The 17980-nt window shown below is 72.5% G+C and carries 16 protein-coding genes; 7 read left to right on the top strand and 9 right to left on the bottom strand.

The genetic code is table 11. The features are described 5' to 3' along the window. Positions 1-18: 18 nt before the first annotated feature. The 5 genes from ABEB28_RS10610 to ABEB28_RS10590 all read right to left on the bottom strand — a co-directional run bounded on the left by ABEB28_RS10610 (position 19) and on the right by ABEB28_RS10590 (position 4293). The gene (locus ABEB28_RS10610; protein WP_345727839.1) at positions 19-405 is read right to left on the bottom strand and encodes a VOC family protein; all 387 of its coding nucleotides are present in this window, start codon (positions 403-405) and stop codon (positions 19-21) included. Between the two features lie 110 nt (positions 406-515). After that, positions 516-1280 carry a class I SAM-dependent methyltransferase gene (locus ABEB28_RS10605; RefSeq protein ID WP_345727838.1) on the bottom strand — a complete coding sequence of 255 codons (765 nt, stop codon included), beginning with the start codon at positions 1278-1280 and terminating at the stop codon, positions 516-518. Between the two features lie 46 nt (positions 1281-1326). Next, positions 1327-2157 (bottom strand): metal-dependent hydrolase, encoded by an 831-nt coding sequence (locus ABEB28_RS10600; protein ID WP_345727837.1) that lies wholly within the window; start codon positions 2155-2157, stop codon positions 1327-1329. A 137-nt stretch (positions 2158-2294) separates the two neighbouring features. Continuing rightward, entirely contained in the window at positions 2295-2804 is a 510-nt protein-coding gene (locus tag ABEB28_RS10595) for a methylated-DNA--[protein]-cysteine S-methyltransferase (protein ID WP_345727836.1), read from the bottom strand. Between the two features lie 13 nt (positions 2805-2817). Further along, on the bottom strand, positions 2818-4293 hold the full coding sequence (locus tag ABEB28_RS10590; protein WP_345727886.1) for a DNA-3-methyladenine glycosylase 2 family protein: 1476 nt from the start codon (positions 4291-4293) through the stop codon (positions 2818-2820). A 104-nt stretch (positions 4294-4397) separates the two neighbouring features. Here ABEB28_RS10590 and ABEB28_RS10585 point away from each other — a divergent pair, with 104 nt between their 5' ends. Together ABEB28_RS10585 and ABEB28_RS10580 are read left to right on the top strand one after the other, a co-directional pair. Beyond that, on the top strand, positions 4398-5303 hold the full coding sequence (locus ABEB28_RS10585; RefSeq protein ID WP_345727835.1) for an alpha/beta hydrolase: 906 nt from the start codon (positions 4398-4400) through the stop codon (positions 5301-5303). A 147-nt stretch (positions 5304-5450) separates the two neighbouring features. Then, complete coding sequence (locus ABEB28_RS10580) at positions 5451-5639, top strand: hypothetical protein (RefSeq protein ID WP_345727834.1); 189 nt, start codon at positions 5451-5453, stop codon at positions 5637-5639. Positions 5640-5649: 10 nt separating this feature from the next. On the opposite strand, the gene ABEB28_RS10575 is transcribed toward ABEB28_RS10580, so the two are convergent. Both ABEB28_RS10575 and ABEB28_RS10570 read right to left on the bottom strand, forming a co-directional pair. After that, on the bottom strand, positions 5650-6318 hold the full coding sequence (locus ABEB28_RS10575) for a response regulator (RefSeq protein WP_345727833.1): 669 nt from the start codon (positions 6316-6318) through the stop codon (positions 5650-5652). Next, positions 6315-8333 carry a sensor histidine kinase gene (locus ABEB28_RS10570; RefSeq protein ID WP_345727832.1) on the bottom strand — a complete coding sequence of 673 codons (2019 nt, stop codon included), beginning with the start codon at positions 8331-8333 and terminating at the stop codon, positions 6315-6317. Before ABEB28_RS10570 ends, ABEB28_RS10575 begins: the two co-directional genes overlap by 4 nt. A 103-nt stretch (positions 8334-8436) precedes the next feature. Here ABEB28_RS10570 and ABEB28_RS10565 point away from each other — a divergent pair, with 103 nt between their 5' ends. From ABEB28_RS10565 to ABEB28_RS10550, 4 genes are all read left to right on the top strand, one after another. After that, entirely contained in the window at positions 8437-9402 is a 966-nt protein-coding gene (locus ABEB28_RS10565; RefSeq protein ID WP_345727831.1) for a CPBP family intramembrane glutamic endopeptidase, read from the top strand. An 11-nt stretch (positions 9403-9413) separates the two neighbouring features. Continuing rightward, entirely contained in the window at positions 9414-10499 is a 1086-nt protein-coding gene (ychF, locus tag ABEB28_RS10560; protein ID WP_345727830.1) for a redox-regulated ATPase YchF, read from the top strand. 74 nt (positions 10500-10573) lie between these two features. Beyond that, on the top strand, positions 10574-12346 hold the full coding sequence (locus ABEB28_RS10555) for an ABC transporter ATP-binding protein (protein ID WP_345727829.1): 1773 nt from the start codon (positions 10574-10576) through the stop codon (positions 12344-12346). After that, complete coding sequence (locus ABEB28_RS10550; RefSeq protein WP_345727828.1) at positions 12343-14163, top strand: ABC transporter ATP-binding protein; 1821 nt, start codon at positions 12343-12345, stop codon at positions 14161-14163. The genes ABEB28_RS10555 and ABEB28_RS10550 overlap by 4 nt, the downstream gene beginning before the upstream one ends. 27 nt (positions 14164-14190) lie before the next feature. Here the strand turns inward: ABEB28_RS10550 and ABEB28_RS10545 are convergent, their stop codons facing one another. Then, positions 14191-15000: a MurR/RpiR family transcriptional regulator gene (locus ABEB28_RS10545; RefSeq protein ID WP_345727827.1), complete on the bottom strand. Its 810-nt coding sequence runs from the start codon at positions 14998-15000 to the stop codon at positions 14191-14193. Between the two features lie 191 nt (positions 15001-15191). Here ABEB28_RS10545 and ABEB28_RS10540 point away from each other — a divergent pair, with 191 nt between their 5' ends. Continuing rightward, the gene (locus tag ABEB28_RS10540; RefSeq protein WP_345727826.1) at positions 15192-16340 is read left to right on the top strand and encodes a DNA recombination protein RmuC; all 1149 of its coding nucleotides are present in this window, start codon (positions 15192-15194) and stop codon (positions 16338-16340) included. A gap of 29 nt (positions 16341-16369) precedes the next feature. On the opposite strand, the gene ABEB28_RS10535 is transcribed toward ABEB28_RS10540, so the two are convergent. Next, complete coding sequence (locus tag ABEB28_RS10535) at positions 16370-17953, bottom strand: methyl-accepting chemotaxis protein (protein ID WP_345727825.1); 1584 nt, start codon at positions 17951-17953, stop codon at positions 16370-16372. Positions 17954-17980: the final 27 nt, after the last annotated feature.

Here is a 17980-nt window from a genome sequence, read left to right as displayed (position 1 = left end):
GATCCCCTCGCCGGGCTCCTACGCCGTCGGGCCCGCGACGCCGACCAGGTTGCCTTCGGGGTCGGTGAAACGCCCGACCGTGAAGTCTCCCCGAGCCGGCTCCGGGCCGAGGACGCGGGTGCCGCCGAGTCGCTCGGCCTCGCGCAGCGCCGCCTCGACGTCCGGGACCGCTACGTAGAACAGCACCGCCGGTCGGTGGCCCGGGCCACCGCCGACCCCGCCGTTGATCCCGGCACCGTCGCCGGTCGTGCTGCCGTCCACGAAGCCGTACTCCCCCGGCGCCGACACCTTCTCCGTGGTCGCATCGCCGACCCCGAACTCCCAGTCGAACAGCTTTCCGTAGTAGTCCCGGAGTGTCGCCGGGTCGGTGCCGAGGATCTCGAAGTGCACTACCGCGCGTCCCATGCTGGTCCTCTCCGCGCCGTCGCATCGGCGCTCTGCCGCGGCGCCGGATGGCGCCTCGACCGGGAGTCGGAGCCGAGGCGCCGTTCTCGACATCCCGGGACCGCGAGTTGTCAGAGCCGCGGCGCCCCAGGCTTCACCGCGACGAGGCGCAGGCGGCGGTAGTCGGCCCACCAGGCGCCGTTGCGCCAGAGCGTGTCGCGCACGCGGTCCTCCAGCGCCGGGAGGAACGTCGCCTCGTCGACGCCGTCCAACAGGAACGACGCGAACATCCGCAGCCAGTTCGCCAGCCCGGCGCTGCCGTCCAGAACCGTGGGACGGTCGAACAGCCAGGCGGAGCGCACCTCCAGGCCAGCACCTTCGACGACCGTCGCGTACTCGCCGACCGTCGGGTAGTACCAGGGCAGCGGCGCGGCGGGCAGCCCGGCTTCGGCCCGGACCTCCTGGGCGGCCCGGATGATCGTTCCGACGTTCCCGGCGCCGCCGAACTCGGCGACGAACCGCCCACCGGGACGCAGCGCCCTGGCCACCGAAGCCGCGACCCGCTCCGGCTCGGGCACCCAGTGCAGTACGGCGTTGGAGAACACCGCGTCGTAGTGGTCTTCGGCGGTCAACTCGCGGGCGTCGGCCACCGCGAAGTACGGGAAGTCGGGGTACTTGTCGGTGGCTCGCGCGATCATCTCCGCGCTGGCGTCGACGCCGTCGGCGACGACCCGCCGCGACCGCAGCAGCGCGACGTGGTCGCCGGTGCCGCAGCCGAGGTCGAGCACGCGCTCCCCCGGCAGCGCAGCCAGCAGCTCCAGCAGGTCCTGCCCGTAGGAGGCGACGAAGCCGTGGTGGCGGTCGTACAGCGCGGCGTCCCAGGTCTGCGTGCTCATGCCTCCGACCTTAGTCCCCGTCTCACGATACAGGAAGGTCTTCCCACTATGTGGATGAGGCGAGGTGGCCGAGAACGCGGCTGAGCAGCGCCGCGACCCCGGGCACACTGATGATCACGCCGAGCACGGCCAACACCGTGAACGCCGGCACCAGCACCGTGCGCTCGACGGTGCCACCGGCCCGGACCGCGATCCGGTCGGGCATACCGATCTCGCGCCAGCGCTCGCCGCGGATCGGCACCGGCCAGAGCACCGGACACCCGGCCTTGGTGATCATGTCGCCGAACGTGTGCACCACGCACCCGATGCCGACCGAGAGCCCGAGCAGCGGGTACCCCCGGCCGGCCGGCAGCGTGTCGATCGCCACGTAGGCGGCCGTCGCCGACAACGCGGTGACCAGAATCCACCCGGACGCCTTCGCCGCGTCGGCCATCAACCCCCGGATACCGAGCCCGAAGAGGAAGAACAGCGCGATGGCCACGGCCGTCTTGCCGTAGCTCTCGGCCAGGTAACCGACGCCGGCGCCGAGCGCTCCCGCGAACAGCCAGGTGTGGGTGAACGTCCGGTGGCCGTTGGATCGCTTGCCGTCCCGTTTGGACCGCGTCAGCTTGTAGATACCGAGTGACAGCTTCTCCACGCACTCCGCGAGGAACAGCGAGACGACACCGAACGTGCGGGCGACGGTCGCACCGCCCTTGTTGCGGGTCACCTTGCCGGACGTGTCCAGGTCGGGCAGTAACGCGGCCCCCGCGCAGGCGACCGTGTAGGTCGTCAACTCGATCGGAGACTGCATGTACCCGCCGAGCTGGGCCGCCACCGCGGAGCCGACCAGCCAGGCGGCGGCTCCGGAGATGGCATGGGTGGGCCCCATGACCATGCGCACTCACTTTCCACTGTGCACTACCTAGACCCACGGTAGATCCTGGGCGAAACCCGCACAGTGAAGCACGCAGCGTTCAACGAACCGGACAGCGACACACTGTTCTTCGCCGGAAAGGCACCCGGGGCGGTTCGTCAGCCGCGGCCATCGGCCTCGTGATCGAGCAGCCAGCGCTTGATCTGGACGCCCCATCGGAACCCGCCGAGGCTCCCGTCCGACCGCAGGACGCGGTGGCACGGAACGAACAACGCGGCCGCGTTGCGTGCACACGCCGACGCGGCGGCCCGCACCGCCAACGGATTCCCGGCGAGCTCGGCGTACTCGGTGTAGGTCACCGGCTCGCCCGGCTGGACCCGCCGCAGGACGTCCCAGGCAACGAGCAGGAACGGCCCGGACAGCTGCCGGACGGGGATCGGGTCGATCGCGGTGACGTCGCCCTCGTGGTACCGCAGCACCGCCTTGGTGACGTCGCCCAGCTCGCTGCGGGGCGACGGATCGAGCGGCCGGAGCGTGGGGTGGATGACACCCATCAGGTCGTCGATCGTGCTCGTCCAGCCGCTGGCGAGCACGGTGCCACCGGACTCGATCGCGGTGAACGGGCCGATCGGGGTGTCGACCGTGGCGTAGTAGGTCGGCGTGGACATCAGGTCAGTCCTTTCAGGAGGAGAGAGCATCGGACTCGGACCGCCACAGGTGCAGGACGGCGTAGGACCGCCAGGGACGCCAGCGGTTCGCCCACTCGTCGAGTCCGCGGGGGGAATCCGGCAGGCCCAGGTGAGCGGCGGCGCGCCGCACGCCCAGGTCGCCGGAGAGGAACACGTCCGGAGCGCCGGTGGCACGCAGGGCGATGTAGCCGGCGGTCCACGGCCCGATGCCGGGCAACTCCTGCAGCGCGGCCATCGCGTCCTCCGGATCCGTGCCGGCGTCGAGCACCAGGTCGCCGTCGGCCAACGCGGTGCAGAGCGCGATCAGCGTCGTGGCCCGGCTGGTCGGCATCGGCAGCGCCGCCGGGGTCAGCTCGGCGAGCGCGTCGACGCTCGGGAACACCCGCGCTCCGGCCGGCCCGTCGTGCCCGTCGAGCAGCGCCGGTTCGCCGTAGGCCTCGGCCAGGCGCCCGGCGATCGTGCGCGCGGCGGCCACCGAGACCTGCTGCCCGAGGACGGCGCGGACCGCGATCTCCGCTCCGTCCACCGCGCCGGGCACCCGGAGGCCCGGATGGTCGGCGACCAGCGGACCGAGCACCGGATCGGCGCCGAGCGCGGCGTCGACCGCCATCGGGTCGGCGTCCAGGTCGAGCAGGCGGCGGCAGCGCTGCACAGCGGTGCCGAGGTCGCGAAGGTCGGCCAGCGTCAGGTCGGCGCGGACGTGCCCGGCGGCCGGCGTCAGGGCGACCGTGCCGACACCGTGCGGTAGCCGCAGCGTCCGCCGGTACGTGTCGCCCTCCACCTCCTCGACGTGGGGCACCGCCCGCGCGCCGAGGAACGCCCAGAGCGCCGCCGCGTCGAACGGCTCCCGGTAGGCCAGCCGCAGCGTGATGGTGCCCGGCCCACCGCCGGACGCGACCTGGCTGCCTGTCGAGCGGCGCTTGGCGCGCAGCGCACTGGGCGTCGCCGCGAACACCTCCCGGATCGTGTCGTTGAACTGCCGGATGCTGTTGAACCCGGCGGCGAACGCCACCTCGGCGAACGGCAACGTCGTGGTCTCGATCAGCGTGCGGGCGATCTGCGCCCGCCGGGCCCGCGCCAGCGCCAGCGGGCCGACGCCGAGCTCCGCGATGAGCTGGCGGTGGAGGTGGCGGGCCGAGTAGCCGAGTCGCTCCGCCAGCCCGGTGACGCCGTCGCGCTCGATCACTCCGTCGCCGACCAGACGCATCGCGCGCCCGACCAGGTCGGCCCGGAGGTTCCAGTCGGGTGAGCCGGGCGCCGCGTCGGGGAGGCAGCGCAAGCAGGCACGGAAGCCGGCCCCCTGCGCCGTCGCCGGGGTCGGGTAGAAGCGCACGTTGGCACGCTTCGGGGTCATCGCAGGGCAGCTCGGGCGACAGTAGATGCCGGTAGACGTCACCGCCAGCACGAACTGCCCGTCGAACCGTGCGTCGCGGCTACGGGCGACGCGGTAGCAGAAGTCGGGATCCAGTAGAGCGGTCACGAGTCCGATCCTGCCCCTCGGACGCCCCGCTAGCTGGCGGGAATCGGACCTGTTGATAACCGCGGGTTGCGCGGGCTGCGATCCTGAGCGACGTGACACAGGCGGCATTCGAGTTCCACAGCGACGGGTTGGCCCTGGCCGGCGTGCTCCGGGTCCCCTCCGGCGCGGCACCGGACGGCGGCTGGCCGGCGCTGGTGTTCACCGGCCCGCTCTCCGGTGTGAAGGAGCAGGTCGTCGGCGGCTACGCCGAGCGGCTGACCGCTGCGGGTTACGTCACGCTCGCGTTCGACCACCGCAACTTCGGTGGCAGCGAGGGCGAGCCCCGCCAGCACGAGGATTCGGCGGGCAAGCTGGCCGACCTGCGCGACGCGGTGAGCGCGCTGACCATCCACCCCGCGGTGGACGCCGACCGGATCGGCGCGATGGGCATCTGCCTCGGCGGTGGGTACGCGCTCCGGTTCGCCGCGTTCGACCCGCGCGTCCGGGCGGTCGCCTGCGTCGCCGGTGGGTACAACGACCCGGCCGCGATGCGGGCCGCGATGGGCGCCGACGGGTACCGGGCCCAGCTCACGCGCTTCGCCGAGGTCGCCGGTGAGCAGTACCGCACCGGGCAGGTCCAGTACCTCGCCGCGGTCTCCTCGGACGAGACCGAACCGGCGGTGATGGCCGGCGCGGAGCCGTTCGCGTACTACGGCACCGAGCGGTCGGCCAGCCCGGGCTGGGCGAACCGGCTGACCGTGCTGACCGTGCGCGAGTTGATCACGGTGGACCTCGCGGTGGGCGCCGACTTCCTCGGACCGACACCGCTGCTCGTCGTCCACGGCACGACCGACGCGTTCTGCTCCCCGGACGGAGCGCGCGCCGTGTTCGAGCGGGCTACCGGACCGTCCGAGATCCTCTGGCTGGACACCACCAACCACATCGACCTCTACGACCGCCCGGAGTACGTCGATCCGGCGGTCGATCGCGCCGCCGAGTTCTTCGCGGCGCATTTGTAGACGAGTCGGGTGAGTTCCCCCTACGGCTGTGACGATTGTCCGCCAGATGGCTGACAGCATTCAGCTGTCAGGGGCGGCACAATAAGAGTTGCCGGAACACTCAGGCAGGACCCAAATCCTGCATTCCTCCGGGGGGTGGGATCGACCATGACGCTGGCGAACGCATCTACCGCCGCTCTCGGCGTCCGACCCGGCGACCACGCCGGCCCGGTCGACCTCGACCTTCCCCCGATTCTCACGCGCGCTGTCGACTGGGCGAAGCAGCGCCGCCGCCGCCGGTACGTCGCCGCCGTGAAGCGCCGGCTGCGCCGCTACGACCCGCCCGCCGGTCGCTGACCCCGGCCCGTCAGCCGGGTCGGCCCTTCGCGCGTACCACCCCGAGGTCGTAGGCGAGGATCGTCGCGCGCACCCGGTCACGGACACCGAGCTTCGTCAGTACCGCATTGACGTGCGTCTTGACGGTGCCGACGCCCACCCCGAGCTGCTCGGCCAGTTCCGCGTTCGACAACCCGGACGCCAGCAGCACGAACACCTCTCGTTCGCGGCTCGTCAACCCGGCCAGCGTCGCCTCGGCCTCCGGGCCGGGCGGCGGACCACCGTCCGCGAACGTGGCGATCAGTCGCCGGGTCACGGTCGGCGCGAGCATCGCCTCCCCACCGGCGACCAGCCGGACCGCCGCCAGCAGCTCCTCGGGCTCGGCGTCTTTGAGCAGGTACCCGGCGGCACCGGCCCGGAGTGCCTCGTAGACGTAGGCGTCCAGGTCGAACGTGGTGAGGACGACGACCGCGGGCGCGTCCGGACGGGCGGTCAGCAGCCGGGTCGCGGTGAGGCCGTCCATGCCGGGCATCCGGATGTCCACCACGACGACGTCCGGCGCGAGCGACGCGGCGAGTTCGACCGCGGTCGCCCCGTCCCCCGCCTGCCCGACGACGCTCAGGTCCGGCTCCGCCTCCAGGATCGCGACGAAGCCCGCCCGAAGGACCGGCTGGTCCTCCACCACCAGAACCCGGATCACGCCGGCACCGCCGTGGAGGCTCCCGCCGACGCCTGCCCGATCGGGACCCGGACCGCCTGGCCGACGCCGCCCGGCGGATCGAGCGTGGTCAGCAGCGTCCGCATCGCGCCCAGCGCGGCCCGGGCAGCGGCCAGCACCTCGTCCGGATCCCCTTCCTCGGCGGCGGCCACCACCCGCTCGGTGTGCTGCAGCACCTGACGTCGCAAACCGGCGACCAGCCGGGCCCGCTCGGCCCTCGCCTCGCTCTCGGCGGCGGCGACCGCTGCGGTGACCGCCGAGTGCTCGCGGCGCACCACGCCGTCGCGCCGCAACCGGACCGCGAAGCCCACCGCCCAGACCAGGGCGACCGGCAGCGCCAGCAATCCGCCGAGGAGCACGGTGACCACGAGCACGGCGGCCGGATCGGCGCGCTCCCCGTCCACCGTCCAGCCGTCGTCGGCCGCGATCCCGGCCATCGCCGCCACGGTCAGCACCGCGCAGCTCGCCGGGACCACGAGCAGGCTCGGCCATCGGTGCCGGGCGTGGGCGGCCACCGCGTAGATCGCAACGACCTCGGCGCAGAGCGCGAACACCATCGCGGCCGCGAGCTTGTCGGGCACCCCGCCGCCGGTCACCCACAGCGGCCAGAGTCCGCACGTCGCGAACACGGCGGCCCAGGTCAGCCAGGGTGCGTGACGGCGCCAGAGCAGAGGTAGCGCGTGGACGACCAGCAGGAGGGCCGGCCAGGTCCACAGGGCGGCGGGGTCGGCCGCCCAGGACTCTTCGTCGGGCATGACGAGCGCGCCGAGGGTGAGCGCCAGCAGCAGAACGACGACGGAGACGTCGACCAGCGGAGTGCGGTGTGCGCTCCACCAGCGTGCACCGGCCGGACCAGCTCCTCCCGCGGTCGGCAGCGTCGCGGCGACCCGCCAGCCGCCGTCCGCGCCCGCCCCGGCGGTCAGGCTGCCGCCGAGCGCGGTGGCCCGCCGCCGCAGGCCGATCAGCCCACGGCCGGACCCGATCCCGCCGGCCACCCCCGCGGCACCCGCCGCCCCGGCGGCGCCGTTCTCGACCACGATGCCCAGCTGCGGAGCGTCCCCCGGAGAAGAAGTAAGGGTCAGCCGGACGCTGACCGCGGCACCGGGCGCGTAGCGCATCGTGTTGGTCAGGGCCTCGCGAACGATCGCGTACGCCGCCTCGGCGACCGCCGGAGGCAGACCGTCGAGGTCCGGAGCTTCCACCGTCACGCGCTGCCCGAGCTGGGTGAACGCGTCGGTGAGCTCGGCCAGGCGGTCGGTCAGCCGTCCGTCGGCCGGCACCGGGCCCGCCTCGGCGAGCAGTCCGCGCAGATCGGTCAACGCGTCGCGGCCGGTGTCCGCGGCCGTCGCGAGGCTCTCGGCGAGCAGCTCGGGCCGGCTGCTCGCCAGCCGCCGTGCCGCGTTCACCGTGACGACGATCGACGTCAGGTGATGCGCGCTGACGTCGTGCAGCTCGGCGGAGAGGCGGCGGCGCTCACCGTCACCGGCCTCCCGGCGGGCGGTCTCGGCCTGGCGCAGCGCGTCGGCCGCGGCCTGCCGCCCGGCCAGCCACTGCCGGCGGGCCAGCCCGAGACCGGCAGCCACCACGTACCCGACCACGGTGAGCCCGGACTCGACCGCCCACTCGCCGCCGACGCCGTACTCGGCGAAGCCGATCCCCACCTGCCAGCCGGCCAGCAACCCCAGCGCCGCCGACGTGAAGCGCGGCGCCCTCACGGCGACCGAGTAGAGCGCGATCAGGTCGGCGATCGCGATGAGCATCGGCGCGTCGGTGGGCGTCGCGATCACCGCCACCGTGATCCCGCCGACGACCCCGGCGAGCGCGGTCACCGGGCGGCGGCGCCGCAGACCGAGCGCCCCGGCGGCACCGAGCGTCGCCAGCACCCCGACGGTCGTCGCCACCGGACCGGCGACGGCCGGATCGCCCGGGAACACGCTCCCCGGCCACCAGGCGAACTGCGCGGTGGCCAACAGGATCGGGAGCAACCAGGTCTTCATCGGCACCGACGATAGGGGTTCCGGCCGACTCTATCGCTGGGTAGAGACGGGGATCCTGCTCGCAGCCGACGAGATTCCACCGCGCCGACCGGACGCTGGACGCATGCTGACACCCCCTCTTCCGCGGACGCCTTACGACCGCCTCGCGCGCACGGCGACGAACCGGTGGTGGAAGACGCTTCTCGGGTTCGTGCTGGTCCCGGTCGCCTACGCGCTGATCGTGCTCTTCGGCGCACTCGCGGTCGTCGTTCCGTTCGCGCTCGCCGGCCGGGAGGATCCGCCGGACGTCGGGCCGCTCGCCGAGTTCGCGTTACTGCTCGGCTCGATCGTGCTCCTCCTGCCGCTCGTCCTTCTCGCCGCCTGGTGGACGCAGGGCCGCCGACCGGGAACGCTCTCCTCGGTGCGTGGCCGGATGCGCTGGCGCTGGCTGCTGGGCTGCGCCCTGCTGGCGGTGCCCGCGACGCTGCTCTCGCTCGGGCTGGCGCTCGGTCTGTCCGCGCTGAGCGGCGTCGAGGGCGCCGAGGAGTACCGGTGGGTGGGCTGGGCGACGTTCGGCCCGGCGCTGCTCGTGGTGCTCGCGCTGGTGCCGCTGCAGGCCGCCGCCGAGGAGTACCTGTGCCGGGGCTGGCTGCTGCAGTCGGTCGGGGCGTTCGTCCAGTGGCGGTGGGTCGCGGTCGGCGTCCAGACGCTGGTCTTCGCCCTGCTGCACGGCGTCGGAACCCCCTGGGGCTTCGCCGACCTGGTGGTCTTCGGTGTGGTCACCGGCTGGCTGGCGATCCGGACCGGCGGCCTGGAGGCCGGCATCGCGCTGCACGTGGTCAACAACCTGCTGGCGTTCACCCTCACCGTGAGCGCGGTGGGTGGCCTGGCCGCCGACGAGACGGCGGCCGACTCCGGCTGGGAGCTGGCGGTGGCCGACATCGTGGTGGTGATCGGGTTCGGACTGCTGGTGCGGTGGCTGGCGACCCGCTTCCGGGTCGAGACCGTGGCCCGCGGTGAGGTGGAGCTGGCGACGCCGGTCGCGGTCTCGGGCCATCCGCGTGGCGTGGGTCCCGGCGCCGCCGCGTAACCTTGGTCGACGTGAGCCTTACGCTGGGTATCGTCGGTCTGCCGAACGTCGGCAAGTCGACCCTCTTCAACGCCCTGACCAAGAACGACGTCCTCGCGGCGAACTACCCGTTCGCGACGATCGAGCCGAACGTCGGCGTGGTCGGCGTGCCCGACGAGCGCCTCGGCGCGCTGGCGAAGATCTTCGACTCGCAGAAGATCGTCCCGGCCGCGGTGAGCTTCGTCGACATCGCCGGCCTGGTCCGTGGCGCCAGCACGGGTCAGGGCCGGGGCAACGCGTTCCTCGCCAACATCCGCGAGGCCAGCGCGATCTGCCAGGTCATCCGCGCGTTCAGCGATCCGAACGTCGTCCACGTCGACGGCAAGGTGAGCCCCGCCGACGACATGGAGACGATCAACACCGAGCTGATCCTGGCCGACCTGCAGACGCTGGAGAAGGCGATCCCGCGGCTGGAGAAGGAAGCCCGGATGAAGAAGGACCGGGTTGCGGTCCTGGAGGCCGCGCGCGCGGCCTCTTCCCTGCTGAACGAGGGAACGACCCTCTACGCGGGTGCGTCCGGCGCCGGCATCGACGTGGCCCTGCTCCGCGAGCTCAGCCTGCTGACCACCAAGCCGTTCCTCTACGTCTTCAACGTCGACGAGGACGAGCTGGGCAACGAGGCGTTCCTGGACGAGCTGCGGGCCCTGGTGGCGCCCGCCGAGGCGGTGTTCCTGGATGCCAAGATCGAGTCCGAGCTGATCGACCTCCCCGAGGACGAGGCGCGCGAGCTGCTGGAGTCGGTCGGGCAGAACGAGCCGGGCCTCAACCAGCTGATCCGGGTCGGCTTCCGCACGCTCGGCCTGCAGACGTACCTCACGGCCGGCCCGAAGGAGGCCCGCGCCTGGACGATCCCGATCGGAGCGACGGCGCCGGAAGCGGCGGGCGTGATCCACTCGGACTTCCAGCGGGGCTTCATCAAGGCCGAGGTGGTCTCGTTCGACGACCTGGTGGACGCGGGGTCGATGCAGGAGGCGCGGTCGCGGGGCCGGGTGCGCATGGAGGGCAAGGACTACGTCATGCACGACGGCGACGTGGTGGAGTTCCGCTTCAACGTGTAGTGGGGGTCGGCGGGCGCCGTTGGGCGCCCGAAAACCATTCCGTTACTCGGTGACCCCCCGCCTATCGTCGGGGAATGCGCGCCGACGTGGGGGTGGCTCGGCCGGCCGCTAAGCCCCTGAAAACGCTGTTCCGACTCCGGACGTTCGCCCGTCCGCATGCCCGGAGCCTGCTCACCATGCTCGCCTGCGCCGCCCTGGGCCAGGCCTTCATGATCGTCGCACCGCTGCTCACCCAGCGTCTGATCGACGGACCGGTCGGGCACGGCACCACCGACGGCCTGGTGCTCCTCGCCGGGCTGGCGCTGCTCGCCAGCGTCGGGGTGATGGTCAGCGATTACGCCGGCCGCCGGGCGCACGCGACCGGCTCGATCGGCGTCGAGACGGCGTTGCGCACCGCGCTCTACGCGCACCTGCAGCGGCTCCCGCTGGCGTTCCACGAACGCTGGCAGAGCGGCCAGTTGCTCTCCCGTGCGACGTCCGACCTGCGGGCGGTCGGCAGCTTCCTGGCGTTCGGCTCGGTCTTCATCGTGCTGCAGGCAGGCACCTTCCTCGGCGTCTCGACAATCCTGATGACGATCCACTGGCAGCTGGGGCTGCTGGTGACCGCGGGCATGCTCCCGGTGATGGCGCTGACCTACGGGCTCAGCCGCGCCTACATCCCGCTGTCCCGCCAGCTCCAGGACGACGTCGGCGACCTCACCAGCCTGGTCGAGGAGTCCGTTCTCGGGTTCCGCACGGTCCGGGCGTTCGGGCGGCACCGCTTCCTGAACCAGCGTTTCGAGGACGCCGCCCGCACGGTCCGGACCACCGGTCTCGCCCAGGGCCGGGTGATCGCCTGGTCCTGGCCCGCGATCGAGGCGGTCCCCGGGATCCTGATGGCCGCCGTGCTCCTCGGGGGCGCGTACGCGGTGGCCGGCGGCTCGATGACGATCGGCGAACTGGTCGCGTTCATCGGCCTGCTCACGTTCGCGATCTGGCCGCTGGACTCGCTGGGCTGGCTGCTCGGCGAAGCCCAGCAGGCGGCGACCGCGGCGCAGCGCGTCTACGAGATCTTGGACGCCGAGGTGACCGTCGTCGACCGGCCGGGTGCCCGCACCATCGAGAGTCCGGTGGGGCGCCTCCGGTTCGAGGGCGTCGGCTTCCGGTACCCGGCCGAGGACTCCCCCGTGCTGCACGACGTCGACCTGGAGGTCCGGCAAGGTGAGACGCTCGCGTTGGTCGGCGCCAGCGGCTCCGGCAAGTCCACGTTGACGCTGCTGGTCAACCGCCTCTACGACGTCACCGAGGGACGGATCACCCTGGACGGCGTCGACATCCGGGACGTGACGCTGGAGTCGCTGCGCACCCATGTCAGCGCCGCGTTCGAAGACCCGACGCTGTTCTCGGCCAGCGTCCGGGAGAACGTCACGCTCGGCCGGCCGGGCGCCACCGACGAGGAGGTGGCCGACGCTCTCCGGATCGCTCAGGCGGAGTTCGTCCACGATCTGCCGTGGGGCCTGGACACCCGGATCGGGGAGAAGGGACTGTCGCTCTCCGGCGGGCAGCGGCAGCGGCTGGCCCTGGCGCGGGCGGTGGTCGGCCGGCCGCGCGTGTTGGTCCTGGACGACCCGCTCTCGGCGCTGGACGTCCAGACCGAGGCTCTGGTCGAGCAGGCGCTGCGCACGGTGCTCGCCGGTACGACCGCGCTGCTCGTCGTCCACCGACCGTCGACGGTCGCGCTTGCCGACCGGGTCGCCCTGGTCGACGACGGCACGGTCGTGGCGGTCGGGACGCACGAGGAACTGCTCGCCACGGAGCCCACGTACCGCGATCTTCTCGACACCGGACTACAGGGAGTGTCTCAGTGAGTAGCACCGACGCCTGGCACGGCGTCGCTGCCGAGCAGGTGGACGAGGTGCCGGACGAGGCCGGTGTCCGGTTGCGGCGGCGGAGCCGGGCGCTGCTCGGCAGCCTGCTCCGGCCGTACCGGGGTCGGCTCGCGATCGCCTCGCTCCTGCTGATCGTGCAGAACATCAGCGGTCTGGCCGCCCCGTACCTGATCAGCGTCGGCATCGACGCCGGCCTGCCACCGCTGGTGGACGACGGCGACGGCAGCGTGATCCTCGCGGTCGCGGGCGCGCTGCTGGCCGCCACCCTGATCGAGTACGTCGCCCGGCGCATCTACCTGGAGTTCAGCGCGCGGATCACCCACGGCATCCTCTACGACCTGCGGCGACGTGCGTTCGCGCACCTGCAGCGGCTATCCCCGGCGTTCCACGAGCGCTACACGTCCGGCCGGGTGATCTCCCGGCTGACCTCGGACGTCGACGCGCTGACCGACCTGCTCGACGGCAGCCTCGACGACCTGGTCATGCAGGTCCTGAACGTGCTGGCGATCGGCGCCATCCTGATGGTCCTGGACTGGCGGATGGGCCTGCTGACGCTGGTCGCCTTCCCGTTCCTGGCGCTGGTCATCGGCTGGTTCCGCCGCCGCTCGGGCCCGGCGTACCGGCGCACCAGGGAGAGCGTCGCGCTGGTCATCGTCCACATCGTCGAGACGCTCGGCGGCATGCGAGCAGTGCAGGCGTACCGTCGGGAGCCGCGGAACGACGTCCTGTTCGGCGGCCTCGCCGGCGCCCTGGCCGACGCCGACCGCAAGGTGCTGCGGCTGCTGGCGGTCTTCGTCCCGAGCGTATACGGGGTGTCCGCCGCGACGACCGCGCTGGTGCTGGGCGTCGGCGGCTGGCTGGCGGTGAACGGGAGCCTGCAGGTCGGCGTGCTGGCCGCGATCCTGCTTTACGTCCGCCGGTTCTTCGATCCGATGGAGCAACTGTCGGTCTTCTACAACAGCCTGCAGGCCGCGACCGCCGCCCTGGAGAAGATCTCCGGTGTGCTCGAGGAGCAGTCCGAGCTCACCCCGCCCGCCGATCCGGTACCGCTGCCTGCGCGGAACGGCCGGGGCCGCGAGCTGGAGCTGCGGGACGTCCGGTTCGGCTACCGCGGGGACCGACTCGTGTTGCCGGGTCTGGACCTGACGATCCCCGCCGGGCAGACCGTCGCGATGCTGGGGGCGACCGGCGCGGGCAAGTCCACGATCGCCAGGCTGCTCGGCCGGTTCTACGACCCGCTCGCCGGGTCGGTCCGGTTGGACGGCGTCGACCTGCGAGAGGTGGACGAGGACGCGCTCCGCGCGGCGATCGTCACGGTGACCCAGGAGAACTTCCTGTTCCGCGGGTCGGTCGCCGACAACATCCAATTCGGACGCCCGGACGCGAGCCGCGCGGAGGTGGAGGCCGCGGCGGCGGAGGTCGGGGCGGAGCGCATGATCCGCGCGCTCCCGGCTGGCTTCGATACGCCGGTCGGGCAACGGGGCACGCGGCTGTCCGCGGGGCAGCGGCAGCTGGTCGCGTTCGCCCGGGCGGTGCTCGCCGACCCGGACGTGCTGATCCTGGACGAGGCCACATCCTCACTGGACATCCCGAGCGAACGCGCGGTGCAGCAGGCCCTGCGGACGCTGCTGGCCGACCGGACCGCCGTGATCATCGCCCATCGGCTCTCGACCGTGGAGATCGCCGACCGGGTGCTGGTGCTGGACGGCGGACGGATCGTCGAGGACGGCCCGCCGACGGACCTGCTCGCCGCGGAAGGCCGATACGCGGCGCTGCAGGAGCTCGCCACCCGCTGAGCGACCCGGCTCGCTCAGCGGGTCGGGTCACGGCGCGTCCAGCTCCGTGGCGAGGGCCTCCGCCTGCTCCATCCGGTACGCGCCCTCGGGGCCGAGCCGGTCGAGAACGCCGCCGGCGATGGCCTCCACCAGCGCGACCGCGGGCGTCAGGGCCCGCGGCGACGCGTCGCTGGGAAGCACCACCTCGGCGTGCGCGGCGGCCGGTGACAGCCCGGCGGCGGTGAACAGGACGACCTTGGCGTGCTGCCGGGCGCCGTAGCGGGCCAGCGCCGTCACGGCCGGCTCGTAGGGCGGCAGGTCGAACACGACCAACACGTCCCGGCCGGTCAAGTCGGTCAGCGTGGTCACCGGTGGGCTCCCCACCAGATGGACACCCGGCCGCACCGTCGCCAGCAGCTGGTGGAGGTACCCCGCCAGCAGCGACCCCCCGACGACGTACACCTGACGACGGCGGTCGGCCAGCAACTCGACCGCCTCCGCGACGTCGTACGGCGGCAGTCCGACCACCGAGCGCACCATCGCCCTGGCGGCCGCGTTCACCGACTCGAGCAGCGGCGTGTGCCGGTTGGTGGGTATCCGGTCGACGACGGTCGTCTCGGTGCGCAGTCCGCGCTGGAAGTCCGGAAACCCTTGGAAGCCCAGCCGGGTGGCGAAGCGCACGACGGTCGGCCCACTCACCCCCGCTCGGGTGGCCAGCCGGGCCACCGTCTCGAAGCCGGCGGCCGGGTAGTCCGCCAGCAGCACCCGGGCGACTTTTCGTTCCGCCGGGCTGCACTCGCCGAGCCGCTGTCGTATGACATCGGCCAGCGTTTCGTCCGTCACTGGTTGTTCGGTCACGACGCCTCCCCCGCGTCCGGTGATCGATCAGCCGTGGGTGTCCCCCGACAACCGTCGGCTGCACTGCCCCCGTCTCTCTCTGACGGACGAAGGATTCTTAACAGCATTTATCGGACGTTTGAGCGAGAATCTGTCGCTGGGAATGGCGTGCCGAACGCGGAACCACGGGGCCGATGAGTCACGATGCGCTCATGTCCACCGCCACGCTTCTCGGCTTGATCGTCGTCGCGCTGGTGTGCCTCGCTGCCGGCGCCGCCGCGGGTTGGTTCGCCGCCATGGCGCGGAACGCGGCGGAGGTCGCCGGACTACGCGCCACAGTGGAGGCATCGCGGGCGGGCGAGGAGCGGCTGGAGCAGGCGCTGCGGGCGGTGTCCACCGAGGCGATCGAGCGGAACAACGTCGCCTTCTCGCAGTTGGTGAATCCGATCCGGGAGAGCATCGCGAACGTCGAGCACACCGTGGTGGAGCTGGAGCGCGACCGCGCGGTCGCCCACGCGGCGCTGCGCGAACAGGTCAACGCGATGCAGCAGACCTCCGACAAGCTGCGGGTCGAGACCGGCCAACTCGTCTCGGCGCTGAAGGCACCGCAGGTCCGCGGACGCTGGGGCGAGCACCAGCTCAGGCGGATCGTCGAGGTGGCCGGGATGGTCGAGCACTGCGACTTCGTCGAGCAGGCCGTCTCCAGCACGGAAGACGGCGTGCTCCGCCCCGACCTGGTCGTGACGCTCGCCGGCGGCAAGAGCGTCGTCGTGGACGCGAAGGTGCCGTTCGCCGCCTATCTGGAGGCGATGGAGGCCCGGGACGAGCGGGACCGCTCCGCCCGGATGCAAGCGCACGCCCGGCACCTCCGGACGCACGTCGACCAATTGGCGGCGAAGGCGTACTGGCAACGGTTCGAGCCGACGCCGGAGTTCGTCGTGTTGTTCGTCCCCGCCGACACGTTCCTCGACGCCGCCCTCCAGCGGGAACCCAACCTGCTGGAGCACGCGTTCAGCCGGAACATCGTCGTGGCGACGCCGTCGACGCTGATCGCGCTGTTGCGGACGATCGCGTACACGTGGCGCCAGGAGGCACTGGCCGAGAACGCGGCCGCGGTGCACGCGCTGGGCCGGGACCTCTACCAGCGGTTGTCCACGATGGGCGGCCACGTGGACAAGCTGGGGACCGCGCTCTCCGCGGCGGTCGCCCGGTACAACGACACGGTCGGGTCGCTGGAGGCCCGAGTTCTGGTGAGCGCGCGGCGGTTCACCGATCTCCAGGTGGCCACGAGCGACATCACACCGCCGCGGCAGGTCGAGGCGGTCCCGCGCGCACTCCAGGCCCCCGAGCTGGTCGACTGACCGGCGCCTCGACCACTACCACTCGACCACTACCTACGGAAGCCCGCGACCAGACGCTCGAGCTCGGCCGCCATCCCGGCGAGCTCACCGGCGGACGAGCGCGAGCCGTCCGCCTGGCCGCTGATCGCGCCCGCGGTGTCGGCCACGCCGCGGATCGTGTCCGCGATGCTCATCGTGCCGGTCGCCGCCTCGGCGACGCTCCGGTTCATCTCGGTCACGGTCGCGCTCTGCTCTTCGACCGCGGCGGCGATCGTCGTCTGGAACTCGTTGATCTGACCGATGACCTCGGCGATCTCCGCGATCGCGGCCACCGCGCCCTCGGTGTCGGTCTGGATCGCCGCGACCCGCTGCGCGATGTCGTCGGTGGCCCGGGCGGTCTCCTGGGCGAGGTCCTTGACCTCGCCGGCCACCACTGCGAAGCCCTTGCCCAGGTCACCGGCTCTGGCCGCTTCGATCGTGGCGTTCAGCGCCAGCAGGTTCGTCTGCTCCGCGATCGACGTGATCACCCGGACGACTTCGCCGACCTGAGCGGAGGACGAGCCCAGCCGTTCGACGGTGTCCCGTGCGCCGGCCGCGCCCCGGACCGCCGACGAGGCCACGTCCGCGGCGCGGGCCGCGTTCTGCGCGATCTCCTGGATCGAGACACCCATCTGCTCGGAGCCGGCGGAGACCGCCTGCACGTGCGCGGACACCTCCTCCGCGCGGCCCGCGACCGATCCGGCGGCGGACGCCGCCGCGGAGGCGGACGCGCTGATCTGCTCCCCGGAACCGACCAGGTCCGACGACGAGGTGGACAACCGATCCGCGGAGGTGGCGATCGACGCGGCGATACTCGCGACGTTGCCGACGGCTCGGTCGAGTTCGGCGCCGAGCCGGCCGAACTCGTCGCGTCCGGTAAGCGCGGCCCGCCGGGTGAGATCACCACCGGCCATGCCGACGACGACGTGCTCGATCGCTCGTAGCCGTCCGACGACTGAGCGGATCAACGTCGCCGCGACCGCGAGCACGGTGAGGGTGAGGAGGATTCCGGTCACCGTGATCGCGATCAGCGCGGATCGCCGGGCGTCGTCCACGCGCTCGGCGTCCCGGTCCGCCTGCGCCTCGACGCCGTCGGCGACCTCCGGGAGCGCCTGCTCGACCTCGGTGAAGGCGGTGGTGAACGCGGGAAGCAGGGCCTGGGCTCCGGCTCGGCTGGTGCTCGCCGCGGCCAGCACGGCCTCGGCGCGCTCGGTGTACGTGTCGATCGCGGTCAGCGACCGTTCGGCGGCGGCGGTGACGGCCGCGGACACGTTCGCGTCCCGTACCTGCTCCACCAGGCTGCGGAGCTCCGCCGCGTGGTCGGCGAACTCGGTACGGACGTCGGCCAGGTTCGCCTGCGGGTCGACCAGCGCGAGCAGGACGTCACCGCGGATCGCGTCGTGGTCCATGTCCGCCTGGAGCGTGGCCCGGGTGAGCGCGTTGGCGGCCAGCACCCGCTCGGCCGAGTCGTGCGCCACCGAGAGGCCGTGCACACCGGCGATCCCGACGCCGATCGCGCCCACCACTGCGAGGGCACCGAACGCCGTCAGCTTCTGACCGACCGAACGATCCGCGAAGAAGGAACGCAGTGACATGCGAGCGGCCTTCCGAGGCGCGAGAGT

Source organism: Cryptosporangium minutisporangium, from assembly GCF_039536245.1.
Lineage (GTDB): Bacteria > Actinomycetota > Actinomycetes > Mycobacteriales > Cryptosporangiaceae > Cryptosporangium > Cryptosporangium minutisporangium.
Note: the sequence above shows the minus strand (reverse complement) of the source record. Positions and strands in the feature narration are given on the sequence as shown.

Coding starts and splice junctions, on each gene's coding strand:
- ABEB28_RS10610 (WP_345727839.1), bottom strand. CDS start 405: ATGGGACGCGCGGTAGTGCACTTCGAGATCCTCGGCACCGACCCGGCG.
- ABEB28_RS10605 (WP_345727838.1), bottom strand. CDS start 1,280: ATGAGCACGCAGACCTGGGACGCCGCGCTGTACGACCGCCACCACGGC.
- ABEB28_RS10600 (WP_345727837.1), bottom strand. CDS start 2,157: ATGGTCATGGGGCCCACCCATGCCATCTCCGGAGCCGCCGCCTGGCTG.
- ABEB28_RS10595 (WP_345727836.1), bottom strand. CDS start 2,804: ATGTCCACGCCGACCTACTACGCCACGGTCGACACCCCGATCGGCCCG.
- ABEB28_RS10580 (WP_345727834.1), top strand. CDS start 5,451: ATGACGCTGGCGAACGCATCTACCGCCGCTCTCGGCGTCCGACCCGGC.
- ABEB28_RS10570 (WP_345727832.1), bottom strand. CDS start 8,333: ATGAAGACCTGGTTGCTCCCGATCCTGTTGGCCACCGCGCAGTTCGCC.
- ABEB28_RS10565 (WP_345727831.1), top strand. CDS start 8,437: ATGCTGACACCCCCTCTTCCGCGGACGCCTTACGACCGCCTCGCGCGC.
- ABEB28_RS10555 (WP_345727829.1), top strand. CDS start 10,574: ATGCGCGCCGACGTGGGGGTGGCTCGGCCGGCCGCTAAGCCCCTGAAA.
- ABEB28_RS10540 (WP_345727826.1), top strand. CDS start 15,192: ATGTCCACCGCCACGCTTCTCGGCTTGATCGTCGTCGCGCTGGTGTGC.
- ABEB28_RS10535 (WP_345727825.1), bottom strand. CDS start 17,953: ATGTCACTGCGTTCCTTCTTCGCGGATCGTTCGGTCGGTCAGAAGCTG.